The sequence below is a fragment of the Sphingomonas bacterium genome, assembly GCF_028289855.1.
GTDB lineage: Bacteria > Pseudomonadota > Alphaproteobacteria > Sphingomonadales > Sphingomonadaceae > Sphingomonas.
This window is the reverse complement of sequence record NZ_JAQGKZ010000013.1, coordinates 1-12,466: the sequence shown is the minus strand read 5'-3', so window position 1 is coordinate 12,466 and position 12,466 is coordinate 1. Positions and strand designations below refer to the sequence as shown.

Below are 12,466 nucleotides of genomic sequence, written 5' to 3'. Positions count from 1 at the left end.
AGCTTCGACAGCCTCGTCCTTCGTGGCTTCCGCGGGTGCTTCGGCAGCTTCCGCCGGTACTTCCGCAACCGGCGCGACAGCGGCTTCGGCCGGCGCCTCGAACGCTGCAGCCTCGGCAGCCACGTCGGGAGTGGCCTCCGCCGTCGGCTCAACGGTCAGCGCTTCCTCGACGGGCGCTTCGACCTGCGCGCCAATATCGACACCGGACGATGCCTGACGCTCCTGACCGCCACGCGTCGCGGCGATCGCAATCGCTTCGCAATACAGGCGGATGGCGCGCGCGGCGTCATCGTTGGCGGGCACCGGGAACGCGATACCGTCGGGCGAGACGTTCGAATCGAGGATCGCGACGACCGGAATGCCCAGCGTGTTGGCTTCCTTGATCGCCAGCTCTTCCTTGTTGGCGTCGATCACGAACATCACAGTGGGAACCCCACCCATGTCGCGGATGCCGCCGAGCGAAAGCTCAAGCTTGTCCTTCTCGCGCGTCAGGTTGAGCACTTCCTTCTTGGTCAGGCCGTGGGTTTCGCCCGACAGCTGCTCCTCGAGCGTCTTGAGGCGCTTGATCGAGTTGGAAATGGTCTTCCAGTTGGTGAGCATCCCGCCCAGCCAGCGATGGTTGACGAAATGCTGGCCCGAACGGCGCGCGGCGTCGGCGATCGGCTCCTGCGCCTGGCGCTTGGTGCCGACAAACAGCACCTTGCCGCCGGCGGCGACCGACGAGGACACGAAATCGAGCGCGCGCGCGAACAGCGGCACGGTCTGCGACAAATCGATGATGTGGACGCCGTTGCGATCGCCGAACAGATACGGCTTCATCTTCGGGTTCCAGCGATGCGTCTGGTGTCCGAAGTGCGCACCAGTCTCGATGAGCTGCTGCATGGTGACGACAGGTGCCGCCATAGGGATAACTCCATCCGGTTGAGCCTCTGGGAAGCGGGAACCTGAAGCTTATTGTCCCACCGCAATGAATTGCGAGGGTGGCTCCAGGCACCGGGTTATGATGCTTCCCATGCGGGTTTGAGCGGGGGCCGTTAGCGGAAGTGCCGCAGCAGCGCAAGAGCCGGGCATCCTAATCGCATGTCAGGACTGCCATCTCTCGTAAAAGTTATCCACACAGAGCTTTGGTTGCTCGTTTCGTCCCATCGTCGAAACATTTTATCGTTACACTACCGACACCTAACGCGCGCAAAGTGCCGAGGTGCCGTCCAAATCAATGGTTTGTTCGCTCGATGTTCTCATTTTCGGCTTGACGGACGGAACATCAACAGAACATACAGCGATCATCCACAGGACGGGAACCTTCCGAATCGACGAACCGTTGATTCCATGTCGGTCCGGTCCGGCCAAAAGGGAAGAGTCGCGATGATCATGCTGATTGCCGTCCTGACATTCGCAGGCGCGCTGGGCGCTGCGGGTTTCGTCATCTACGCTACGGTCGCGCCGGCACTGCCGAAAATCCAGGCAGCGCTTGCCGGACAAGGCACCGTGCCGATCCTGCCGCCGTTGCCGATGGGCCGCGTTTCGACGTTGCGCGTCACGGTGCGGCCGCTGGCGCAGCCGACATACTGGCGCGCTGCCGCCTGATTCGGGCGTAACTGGCGACGCTGAACGGGATCGTCGCCAAATAGACGGCGCAGATGACGACCAATGTCGGCCAAGGCGCGGAGATCAGCGCCGCGCCGATGCCGACGATCACCACCAGCGCCTCGAAGCGGATTCGCCGCCGCAGCCGCATCGACGACCAGCTGAAGGTCGCCAGGCTCGAGACCATCAGCACTGCGACGAACGCGACCCAAGGCGCCACCAGCCACGGCGAGCGGAACAGATTGTCGCCGGTGATAAACCACAAATACATCGGTAGCATCGCCCCGATTGCCCCCGCCGGCGCGGGGATGCCGGTCATATAACCTGCGGATTTGCGTGGTTGATCGGTCGCATCGATCGCTGCGTTGAACCGCGCGAGCCGCAACGCGCAGAACACCGCGAACAGCAACGCGCAGGCCCAGCCGAACTTGGGCGAGTTGGTCAACGACCAGAGATAGAGAATCAAGGCGGGCGCGACTCCGAACGATATCGCGTCGCTCAGCGAATCGAGCTCGGCGCCGAAGCGGCTGGTCCCGCGCAACATCCGCGCGACCTGTCCGTCGACCCCGTCGAGCGCGCTGGCGACCAGGATCATCACCACGGCAAGCTGCCAGTTCGGCCCGTTCATGTCGCCGATCGCGAACCGCACCCCAGTCAGCCCCGAACACAGCGCCAGCGCGGTCAGCGCGTTGGGCGTAATCGCGCGCAGCGGCAGCCCCTGCGGCGCCCGCCGGATGCGGATCGGCCTCGGTGGCCTCACTGCGTAATCCCGCTCATCGCCTCGCCGCCGACCTTGCCGAGGATCGTCTCGCCGGCGATCGAGCGTTGACCGAGCACGACCTGCGGCATGGTATCGGCCGGAAGGAACACATCGACCCGGCTGCCGAAACGGATCAGCCCGACGCGTTGTCCCGCGGCAATCATGTCGCCTTCCTTGACGAACGCGACGATTCGGCGGGCGACAAGCCCGGCGATCTGGGTGAAGCCGATCAATCGTCCGTCCTTGCCCTCGACCACCAGATGCTGACGCTCATTCTCTTCGCTGGCCTTGTCGAGGTCGGCGCTGAGGAACTTGCCCGAAATATACACGACCTGGCGGATCGTGCCGGCGATCGGGGTTCGGTTCACGTGGACGTCGAACACGCTCATGAAGATCGACACACGGATCAACGGCGCGGTGCCGAGGATCGCGAGTTCGGCCGGCGGCACCATCGGCTGGATCATCGTGATCAGCCCGTCGGCGGGCGCGACGACCAGCCCGTCGCCCTTTGGCGTCACGCGGATCGGATCGCGAAAGAACGCCGCGACGAACACCATCAGGAACGCGAGCGGCCAGAACAGGAAGCGTAGCGCCGAGAAGATCAGCGCGACCAACGCCGCCACCGCGACGATGATGACGTAACGCTGCCCCTCGGGGTGCATGGCGGGAAAGCGCCATTTCACCGTGGGCGTGCCGAACTCCGGCGGATCGATCGAAGGCATGACGCGGCGTCTAGCCGCTCCGCTCGGACCGCACAATGCGCTGTCCTACAGCCATCCCGCGATGATATCGTGACAGTCGGGCCCGTCCCCGCTCTTTGACATCGTCGATCACCGTGCCGTTCGATCGTCGCGGCGAGTCTTTTCGAATCTTCCTTTGTTATATGGGCGAACATCGTGAAGTTCCGTCCCGCCGGGGCCGCTTGACCCCCTTCCCCGCTTCACCCTAGAGCGCCCTCAAACCTCCATTCAGGAAATCGAATATGGCCAAGATCAAGGTGAAGACGCCCGTCGTGGAAATCGATGGCGACGAAATGACGCGGATCATCTGGGAATGGATCCGCGAGCGCCTGATCAAGCCGTATCTCGACATCGATCTCGATTATTACGATCTCGGCATCGAGCACCGCGACGCGACCGACGACCAAGTCACGATCGACAGCGCGCACGCGACGCAGAAATACGGCGTCGCGGTGAAATGCGCGACGATCACCCCCGACGAGCAGCGCGTCGAGGAGTTCGGCCTGAAGAAGATGTGGAAATCGCCAAACGGGACGATCCGCAACATCCTGGGCGGCACGATCTTCCGCGAGCCGATCGTCATTTCCAACGTCCCGCGGCTGATCCCCGGCTGGACCAAGCCGATCGTCGTCGGGCGCCATGCGTTCGGCGACCAGTATCGCGCGACCGACTTCCGCGTGCCCGGTCCGGGCAAGCTGACCATGAAATGGCAGGGCGAGAATGGCGAGACGCTCGATTTCGACGTGTTCGACTTCCCGAGCGCCGGGGTCGCGATGGGGATGTACAACCTAGACGATTCGATCCGCGATTTCGCGCGGGCGTCGATGCATTACGGGTTGAACCTGAAATGGCCCGTGTATCTGTCGACCAAAAACACCATCCTCAAGGCCTATGACGGCCGCTTCAAGGACCTGTTCCAGGAAGTGTTCGATGCCGAATTCAAGGATAAGTTCAAGGAAGCGAACATCGTCTACGAACACCGCCTGATCGACGACATGGTCGCCAGCGCGCTGAAATGGTCGGGCGAGTTCGTGTGGGCATGCAAGAATTACGACGGCGACGTCCAGTCGGACCAGGTCGCGCAGGGCTTCGGCTCGCTCGGGCTGATGACCTCGGTGCTGCTCTCGCCCGACGGCAAGACGGTCGAGGCCGAGGCCGCACATGGCACGGTTACACGGCACTATCGCCAGCATCAGCAGGGCAAGGCGACCTCGACCAACCCGATCGCGTCGATCTTCGCGTGGACGGGCGGGCTCAAATATCGCGGCAAGTTCGACGATACGCCCGATGTGACTCGCTTCGCCGAGGAGCTCGAAAAGATCTGCATCGAGACGGTCGAGAGCGGCAAGATGACCAAGGATCTCGCGCTGCTGATTGGGCCCGACCAGGCGTGGATGACGACCGAGCAGTTCTTCGAGGCGGTCCGCGAGAACCTCGAGACCAAGATGGCGACCTGGGCCTAATCGAATCGGGCTTCCGGCGACCGGACATGTTCCGGCCGGAAGCCCATCCCGATCACTTGCGCCGGAATGCGGCGCAGCAACGGGATGCGATCGAGCAGTTTCGCGACGAGCGGTGGGCCGTCCAGCGGCGCGGTGCTGGCAAGGAGCGGCGCGATGATCGCATCCTGCGCCAGCTTCTGCATCCCCTGAGTCAGCTTCACCGCGCGAATGCGCCGGTCGTGGACCTTGTGGAGCAGCGGGTCGGGATCATCCTCCGCCGCCATCGGCGCGGCGAGAATATTGGCGGCCGCCACCGCATCCTGCACCGCCAAATTGATGCCGACCCCGCCGATCGGCGACATCGCATGCGCCGCGTCGCCGATCACCAGCAAGCCCGGCCGGTCCCATTTTTCCAGCCGGTCGACCGTCACGGTGAGCAGCTTGATGTCGTCCCAGCTGGTGACGCTTTGGTCGACCGTCGCGGTTTCCGGGCCGACCTTGCGAACCCGGGTCCGGAACGCGTCCAGTCCTTCGCCGCGGATTTTCTCCGCCCCGCCCTTCGGGAAGACGAACGCGCATTGATAATAATCGCCTCGGTCGATCATCACGAACAATGTGCCCGTGTCGAACACGCCCATCGTCTCGTTATCGGGCTGCGCGACCTTGGGAATGCGGAACCAGAAGACATCCATCGGAGCGCCGATCACCGTGACGGGCAGGCCAGCGCGATGCCGCGAATCGCGCCCGTCGCACGTGATGGTCAGGCGAGCGCGGATTTCATCGCCGTCAGCGGTGCGCACGCCGCGTACCCGCCCGCTTTCCTCGATCAGCGCCGCGCCCTCGCAATTCTGGCGCAACTCGAACGTCGGATAACGCCGCGCCGCATCGGCCACGAAATCGAGGAAATCCCATTGCGGCATCAGCGCGATGAAGGGCGCCGGCACACGGAGGTGCGACATATCGACGACCCGCATGTCGCGCCCCGCGATCCGTGCGCTCAGCCGGTGCAATTTCTGGTGCGGCCGCTCGAGCAGATCGTCGAGCAACCCAAGTTCGCTAAAGATCCGTAGTGTCGACGGATGCACCGTGTCGCCGCGAAAATCGCGCAGGAAATCGGCATGTTTTTCCAGCACAATCGTTCGCACGCCAGCGCGCGCGAACAGCAATCCGGCGACCATTCCCGCCGGCCCGCCGCCGATAATGCAGAGGTCGGTGTCAGTCATAGCCTGACAAACGCGTCCAACCCTGCTTTGGTATGGCCATGGCGATGGGTCTCGAAAATACCGGTTTCAGCGACGCGCTGGTAATCCTTGGCGCCGCGGGCATCGTGATCCCAACCTTCGCGCGATTCAAGGTAAGCCCGGTCATCGGATTCATCCTGGTCGGGATGTTGGTCGGACCAGCGGGATTGGGCACGCTGGTGAGCAAATATCCGTGGCTCTATCACGTCACGATCACCGACCCGCACGCGATCGAGCCGTTCGCCGAATTCGGCATCACGTTGTTGCTGTTTTCGATCGGGCTGGAACTGTCGCTGAAGCGGTTATGGGGGATGCGCCGCGCCGTGTTCGGAGTCGGCGCGGCGGAATTGTTCGGCTGTGCGGCGGTGATCGGCGGCGCGCTGCTGATATTCGGCAATGGCTGGTCGGCGGGGCTCGGCCTCGGCCTCGCGCTCGCGCTGTCATCGACGGCGCTAGTGCTGCCGATCGCCGGCACCGAGAGCCCGGTCGGACGCAGCGCGTTCGCGATGCTGTTATTCGAAGATCTGGCGTTGGTACCGATCATCTTCGTCCTCGCCGCGCTGGGTGGGGGCGCGGCGAGCGGCGTGTTGAACACCTTGGCCTGGGGGGCGGCCAGCATCGCGGCGATCTTCCTGGTCGGGCGCTTCGTGCTTCCTCGCCTGTTCGCGCAGGCCGCGCGGACCAAGAGCCCCGAGCTGTTCCTCGCCATCTCGCTGCTGGTGGTGATCGTCGCCAGCCTCGCTACGTCGGCCGCCGGGCTGTCGCCGATCGTCGGCGCATTGCTCGCCGGACTGCTGATCGCCGAAACCGAATATCATAGCGAAGTCGAGGTGATCACCGCGCCGTTCAAGGGGCTCGCGCTCGGCGTGTTCCTGATCACGGTCGGGATGAGCCTCAATCTCGAAACCCTGCTCGCCAATTGGAGCGATTTCGTTTTGGCGCTGGCCGGCGTCGTCGCGGCCAAGTCGCTCGTCACCTTCGGACTGCTGCGGTTGTCCGGCGCACGTAGCGGGATGTCGGCAGAAACCAGCCTGTTGATGTCCAGTCCTTCCGAAACAACGCTGATCGTTCTCGGGACAGCCGCCGCCGCAGGACTCATCGACGCGGGCGATGCCGCGTTCTGGCAGACGGTGACGGCGCTGGGTCTGACCATCACCCCTGCCCTTGCCGAGGTCGGGCGACTTATCTCCCGGCGAATCGAGGCAGGCGAAAAGCTGACGCCCGATCTGCAGCTCGACGATGAGGGCCCGGGCACCGTCGTAATCGGTTTCGGTCGCGTCGGCCGCATGGTCGCCGACATGCTCAAGGAACACGACCAGTCCTATGTCGCGGTCGAGGCCGATATCGACGCTGCCAACGCTGCGCGGCGGGAAGGTTATTCGGTGATCTTCGGCGATGTCGCGCGTGGCGAATTGGTCGATCGGCTCAACCTGGGCCGCGCCAAGGCGTTGGTTCTGACGATGGACGATCCGGTGCTGACCGTACGGCTGACCAAGCGCGTGCGCGGCTGGGTGCCCGGCCTGACCATTGTCGCGCGCGCTCGCGACGCCGCCCACGCCGCCGAGCTCTATCGCGCCGGCGTGACCGATGCGGTGCCCGAAACGCTCGAAAGCTCGCTGCAATTGTCCGAAGCATTGCTGGTCGATCTGGGCATTGCGATGGGCCCGGTGATCGCGTCGATCCACGAAAAGCGCGACGAATTGCGCAAGGAAATACGCGATGCTGCCAAGCTCGACCGCGAACCGCGGATCAGGCGGGTGCGGCGGAACGAGGATAGAGGCTGATGCTGGGAAGTCTGCTCTTGCTGGCGACCTCGATGATGACGGCGCCTTCCATCGACGACCCGCTCGCACCCGCGAGACGCGGCCTGATACGATGCAGCATTCCCGACACCGCACGTAAAACTTGTCGAACTTTCGGACGATATTCGCTGAAATCCGGCGATCGATATTTGGTCGACGTCCGCGGCCTGACGACGAATGACGGCCTGGTAATCGAGTATCGCGCGAGTGGAGCGGTCGAGCGAGGAGCGATTTGCCTAACATTGACCGAGAATATAATTGGCCAAGCCCAATTTATCAAAAGTGGCGTGACGCTGACCAACGCAGCGTTGGCGGCTGCGCGGCAACGAACCATCGATTTTCTCTACCCGTTATTGGGTAAGAAAATATGCAGCCGCGATCGCCGGGACGGCACGGGCACTCGTGCCGAAGTCTCGGTTGACGATGCTCGAATTCCCGAGCTCGACAAGCCGGTCCGGTGGATCAGCGAAGGCGACGGCTATACGATCGCGCCGCCGGATGGCGAGGCGATCTAGCCTGTTGCCAACGCTGCCCTGACCGCCACCACCGCAGCGTCACCCTTAGTGCCATCCGGCCCGCCGCCCTGCGCCATGTCAGGGCGACCACCGCCGCCCTGTCCGCCAAGCGCCTCGACCGCTTTCTTGAGCAGATCAACCGCGTTGAAGCGTGCGGTCAGATCGTTGGTGACGCCGACCGCGACCGACGCACGGCCATCATTGACCGCAACGATCATCGCGATCCCCGATCCGATCCGCTGTTTGGCTTCGTCGACCACGCCGCGCAGGCCCTTGGCTTCGAGACCGTCGATCACCTGGCCGACGAAATTGACCCCGCCAACTTGTTCCGGTCCGGCCGGCGCGGCACCACCGCCGCCACCGAGCGCCAGCGCCTTCTTGGCCTCGGCCAGTTCGCGTTCGAGGCGGCGGCGGTCCTCGACCAGCTGCACAACGCGCGCCGGCACTTCATCGGGCGACGACTTCAGTGCCGCCGCCGCCTCGCGCAGTTTCTCGTCGCGGCCCGCCAGATACGCGCGCGCCGCTTCTCCGGTCAGCGCCTCGACGCGACGCACGCCAGATGAGACAGCGCCTTCGCTGACCACCTTGAACAGGCCGATATCGCCCGTCGCGTTGACGTGGGTGCCACCGCACAGTTCGAGGCTGTAAATACCGTCGCCGCCGCGGCCCATCGACACGACGCGAACTTCGTCGCCATATTTCTCGCCGAACAACGCCATCGCGCCCTCGGCGATCGCTTCGTCGGGGGTCATCAAACGAGTCGAAACCGCGTCGTTCTGGCGGATGTATGCGTTCACGTCGGCTTCGACTGCCGCCAGCGCATCGGCCTCGACCGCGACCGGTTGCGAGAAGTCGAAGCGCAGCCGGTCGGGCGCGACGAGGCTGCCCTTCTGCGCGACATGCGTGCCGAGCCGCTCGCGCAACGCCGCGTGCAGCAGGTGAGTCGCCGAATGGTTGGCGCGGATCGCGTTGCGGCGCTCGCCATCCACCACCAGGTGCACGGCATCGCCGATCGCGATCTCGCCCGCCTCGATCTTGGTGCGGTGCGCCCACACGCGGCCGAGATGCTTCGCGGTGTCGAAGACGCGACCCTTGAAGCCCTTGCCGTTGCTCGCGATGCCGGCATCGCCGACCTGCCCGCCGCTTTCGGCGTAGAAAGGGGTTTGATTGAGCACGATGTCGACTTCGTCGCCCGCACCGGCGCGGTCGATCCGCACGCCGCCTTTGATCAGCGCGACGACCTCCCCCTCGCCTTCCTCCGACGTATAACCGGTGAATTCGGTGCCGCCCTTTTCTTCGACCAGATCGAACCACAGTTCGTCCGAACCCTTGTCGCCCGATCCCTTCCACGCGGCGCGTGCGGCGCGTTTCTGTTCGGCCATCGCGGCATCGAAGGCTTCGCGGTCGACCTGCAGGCCCCGCGCGCGCAACGCGTCTTCTGTCAGATCGTAGGGAAAGCCGTATGTGTCATAGAGCTTGAACGCGGTTTCGCCCGACAGCGTCGAGCCCTCGGCCATCCCCGCGGTTTCTTCATCGAGCAGCTTCAGCCCGCGGTCGAGCGTCTTGCGGAACTGCGTCTCTTCCTGCCGCAACGTCGCCTCGATCAGCGGTTGCGCGCGGACCAGTTCGGGATAGGCAGCGCCCATCTCCGCGACCAAGGCTGGCACCAGCCGGTGCATTAGCGGATCCTTCGCGCCGAGCAAATGCGCGTGCCTCATCGCGCGGCGCATGATGCGCCGCAGTACGTAGCCACGCCCTTCGTTCGCGGGAAGCACGCCGTCGGCGACCAGGAAACCCGACGTGCGCAGGTGATCGGCGATCACCCGATGGCTCGCCCGATTGTCGCCGGTCGTCGCGGTATGCGTCAGCGCGCCCGACGCGGCGATCAATGCCTTGAAGGTATCGGTGTCGTAGTTGTCGTGGACGCCCTGCATCACCGCGGCGATGCGTTCGAGCCCCATGCCGGTGTCGATCGACGGCTTGGGCAAATCCCCAACGATCTCGTCCGCCTCCTGCATGAACTGCATGAACACCAGGTTCCATATCTCGACGAAGCGGTCGCCATCCTCGTCGGGGCTGCCCGGCGGGCCGCCCGGGATGTGATCGCCGTGATCGTAGAAGATTTCGGAGCACGGCCCGCACGGGCCGTCCGAGCCCATCGCCCAGAAATTGTCCTTGGTCGCGATGCGGATGATGCGGCCGTCGGGGAGACCGGCGATCTTCTTCCACAGATCGAACGCCTGATCGTCGGTGTGGTAGACCGTCGCCGTCAGTTTTTCGGCCGGAAGGCCCCATTCCCTGGTCAACAATGTCCAGGCGTGATGGATCGCCTGTTCCTTGAAATAATCGCCGAACGAAAAATTGCCGAGCATTTCGAAGAAGGTGTGATGGCGTGCAGTGTAACAGACATTGTCGAGGTCGTTGTGCTTGCCGCCCGCGCGGACGCATTTCTGGCTAGACGTCGCGGTCGAATAGGGCCGCGTTTCGAGGCCGATGAAGACGATCTTGAACGGCACCATGCCCGCGTTGACGAACATCAACGTCGGGTCGTTCTGCGGCACCAACGGTGCCGACGGCACGATCGTGTGGCCTTGTCCGGCAAAATAATCGAGGAAGCCCCGGCGGATGTCGTTGGTCGATGTCATGGCGAGCGACTTAAGCGGCGACGCGCGCCTTGCCAAGCGAGGTCAGCCGAACGGCTGGTCGATCGACGGCGGCGGCGTGCTGAACCAGCGCGGGCCGTCCGCGGTCATGTGGAAGCAGTCCTCCAACCGGACGCCGAACTTGCCGGGGATGTAGATGCCGGGTTCGTTCGAAAAGCACATGCCCGGCGCCAACTTCGTTGCCTCCCCGCGCACAAGATTGACCGGCTCATGCCCGTCGAGCCCGATGCCGTGCCCGGTGCGGTGCGAGCAGCCGGGCAGTTTGTAGCCGGGGCCGTACCCGAACCCTTCGTAGAGCCGTCGCACGGCATCATCGACGCTGCCCGCCGGCATGCCCATCAGCGCCGCCGCGATCGCGGTCTGCTGGCCTCGATGGACCTGGTCCCACACCGTGCGCTGCTCCTTGCTCGCGCTCCCGAAGGCGAAGGTGCGCGATATATCGGACTGATAGCCCTGAACGGTGCAGCCGCAGTCCATCAGCACGATCTCGCCGTCGGCGACGCGGTGCACCGCCTGGGTGCCATGCGGATAGGCGGCGGCTTCACCGATCAGGATCAGGCTGAATTCGGGCTCCCCGCCCAGCTTCGTCGTCGCGGCATCCATCAGCGCGCCGATATCGCGCCCGGTCATGCCCTTTTCGACGCGTGGATAGGTCCAGCGATAGGCGGCGATGGTGATATCGGTAGCACGCTGCATCAACGCGAGCTCGGCGGGGGTCTTGATCATTCGGCACCCGCGCACGACCGGATTGGCGGAAACGATCTTCGCGCTCGGCAACGCCCGCGCGAGCATGTCGGGGATGAAGAAGCGCACCGTTTCCTCGATCCCCACCGACCGCATGGTCAGCTTGCGATCGTTGAGGAAGCCGGCGACCACCTTGAGCGGGTCCTCATCCTCCTGCCACACGCGAACCTCGGCGGGTATCGCGAGCGTCTCGCGCATCCGCGGTTCCTCGAAGAACGGCGACACAATGCACGGCTCGCCCTCAACCGGCAGGACGGCAAGCATCGCGCGCTCGCTGCGGCCCCAGCGGATACCAGTGAAATAGATCAGGCTCGATCCGGGTTCGATCAGCACCGCGCCGATCCCGCTCGCCTTCATCAGCGCTTGCGCCCGGTCGAGCCGCCGCCGCCGCTCGTCGGCACCGATCGGGACGACGCCGGCGGTCATGTCCTTCAGGGCAGACAGATCGGGCGTCGCCGCGCGTGCAGCGGCGGAGGCGGCAAACGGCGCAACCGCCGCGGCGGCGAGCAGAGCGCGGCGGCCGGACGAAAAGCGGGGATCGGGCATGAGGCGAACGATAGGGCGCTTGACCCGGCGGCGACAATCCCCTTCCCTGTCCGGTGATTTGGGGAGAGCGACCTTGGCGAAGCGGCTGACCACCTTCATTCTGATCGGGCTGGTACTCGGGCTTGTCGTGGGCTGGCTGCTCAACGCGCACTACAATGCCGACACACCCGCCTCCGCAGCGCAGTTAAAGACAATTGCCGGCTATTTCGGAGTCGTGACGACGATCTTCCTGCGGCTGATCAAGATGATCATCGCACCCTTGGTATTCACTACGCTGGTCGTCGGGATCGCGCATATGGGCGATACCGGCGCGCTCGGGCGGGTCGGGTTGAAGGCGCTCGGCTGGTTCGTCTGCGCGAGCCTGATGTCGCTGACGCTGGGACTCCTTTTGGTGCATATCCTCCAGCCGGGTGTCAGCCTCGGCCT

At 64.4% G+C, this 12,466-nt stretch carries 10 protein-coding genes and 1 pseudogene; 5 read left to right on the top strand and 6 right to left on the bottom strand.

The features are described 5' to 3' along the window. Positions 1-132: 132 nt before the first annotated feature. Positions 133-903: pseudogene (rpsB, locus tag JWM94_RS00765) on the bottom strand (30S ribosomal protein S2); the annotation flags it as partial. Between the two features lie 462 nt (positions 904-1,365). On the opposite strand from rpsB, the gene JWM94_RS00760 reads away from it, so the two are divergent. After that, positions 1,366-1,587: a hypothetical protein gene (locus JWM94_RS00760; protein ID WP_299419800.1), complete on the top strand. Its 222-nt coding sequence runs from the start codon at positions 1,366-1,368 to the stop codon at positions 1,585-1,587. Here JWM94_RS00760 and JWM94_RS00755 read toward each other — a convergent pair. Both JWM94_RS00755 and JWM94_RS00750 read right to left on the bottom strand, forming a co-directional pair. Further along, on the bottom strand, positions 1,538-2,347 hold the full coding sequence (locus JWM94_RS00755) for a phosphatidylcholine/phosphatidylserine synthase (protein ID WP_299419797.1): 810 nt from the start codon (positions 2,345-2,347) through the stop codon (positions 1,538-1,540). The genes JWM94_RS00760 and JWM94_RS00755 overlap by 50 nt on opposite strands. Then, positions 2,344-3,069, bottom strand: a complete 726-nt coding sequence (locus JWM94_RS00750; RefSeq protein WP_299419793.1) for a phosphatidylserine decarboxylase — start codon at positions 3,067-3,069, stop codon at positions 2,344-2,346. Before JWM94_RS00750 ends, JWM94_RS00755 begins: the two co-directional genes overlap by 4 nt. A gap of 260 nt (positions 3,070-3,329) precedes the next feature. On the opposite strand from JWM94_RS00750, the gene JWM94_RS00745 reads away from it, so the two are divergent. After that, positions 3,330-4,550: an NADP-dependent isocitrate dehydrogenase gene (locus tag JWM94_RS00745; RefSeq protein ID WP_299419788.1), complete on the top strand. Its 1,221-nt coding sequence runs from the start codon at positions 3,330-3,332 to the stop codon at positions 4,548-4,550. On the opposite strand, the gene JWM94_RS00740 is transcribed toward JWM94_RS00745, so the two are convergent. Next, a complete protein-coding gene (locus tag JWM94_RS00740) occupies positions 4,547-5,752 on the bottom strand; it encodes an FAD-dependent oxidoreductase (RefSeq protein ID WP_299419785.1) in 1,206 nt (401 codons plus the stop codon). The two genes, JWM94_RS00745 and JWM94_RS00740, sit on opposite strands and share 4 nt — an antisense overlap. A 38-nt stretch (positions 5,753-5,790) precedes the next feature. On the opposite strand from JWM94_RS00740, the gene JWM94_RS00735 reads away from it, so the two are divergent. Further along, complete coding sequence (locus tag JWM94_RS00735) at positions 5,791-7,554, top strand: cation:proton antiporter (protein WP_299419783.1); 1,764 nt, start codon at positions 5,791-5,793, stop codon at positions 7,552-7,554. Continuing rightward, positions 7,554-8,087: a hypothetical protein gene (locus tag JWM94_RS00730; RefSeq protein ID WP_299419779.1), complete on the top strand. Its 534-nt coding sequence runs from the start codon at positions 7,554-7,556 to the stop codon at positions 8,085-8,087. The genes JWM94_RS00735 and JWM94_RS00730 overlap by 1 nt, the downstream gene beginning before the upstream one ends. On the opposite strand, the gene alaS is transcribed toward JWM94_RS00730, so the two are convergent. Together alaS and JWM94_RS00720 are read right to left on the bottom strand one after the other, a co-directional pair. After that, a complete protein-coding gene (gene alaS, locus JWM94_RS00725) occupies positions 8,084-10,732 on the bottom strand; it encodes an alanine--tRNA ligase (protein WP_299419775.1) in 2,649 nt (882 codons plus the stop codon). The genes JWM94_RS00730 and alaS overlap by 4 nt on opposite strands. Positions 10,733-10,774: 42 nt before the next feature. Next, positions 10,775-12,040 (bottom strand): Xaa-Pro peptidase family protein, encoded by a 1,266-nt coding sequence (locus tag JWM94_RS00720; RefSeq protein ID WP_299419771.1) that lies wholly within the window; start codon positions 12,038-12,040, stop codon positions 10,775-10,777. Between the two features lie 73 nt (positions 12,041-12,113). On the opposite strand from JWM94_RS00720, the gene JWM94_RS00715 reads away from it, so the two are divergent. Then, positions 12,114-12,466: cation:dicarboxylase symporter family transporter (locus JWM94_RS00715; protein ID WP_299419767.1), on the top strand; the 353-nt coding region annotated here is incomplete at its 3' end.

Coding starts and splice junctions, on each gene's coding strand:
- JWM94_RS00760 (WP_299419800.1), top strand. CDS start 1,366: ATGATCATGCTGATTGCCGTCCTGACATTCGCAGGCGCGCTGGGCGCT.
- JWM94_RS00750 (WP_299419793.1), bottom strand. CDS start 3,069: ATGCCTTCGATCGATCCGCCGGAGTTCGGCACGCCCACGGTGAAATGG.
- JWM94_RS00745 (WP_299419788.1), top strand. CDS start 3,330: ATGGCCAAGATCAAGGTGAAGACGCCCGTCGTGGAAATCGATGGCGAC.
- JWM94_RS00740 (WP_299419785.1), bottom strand. CDS start 5,752: ATGACTGACACCGACCTCTGCATTATCGGCGGCGGGCCGGCGGGAATG.
- JWM94_RS00735 (WP_299419783.1), top strand. CDS start 5,791: ATGGCGATGGGTCTCGAAAATACCGGTTTCAGCGACGCGCTGGTAATC.
- JWM94_RS00730 (WP_299419779.1), top strand. CDS start 7,554: ATGCTGGGAAGTCTGCTCTTGCTGGCGACCTCGATGATGACGGCGCCT.
- alaS (WP_299419775.1), bottom strand. CDS start 10,732: ATGACATCGACCAACGACATCCGCCGGGGCTTCCTCGATTATTTTGCC.
- JWM94_RS00720 (WP_299419771.1), bottom strand. CDS start 12,040: ATGCCCGATCCCCGCTTTTCGTCCGGCCGCCGCGCTCTGCTCGCCGCC.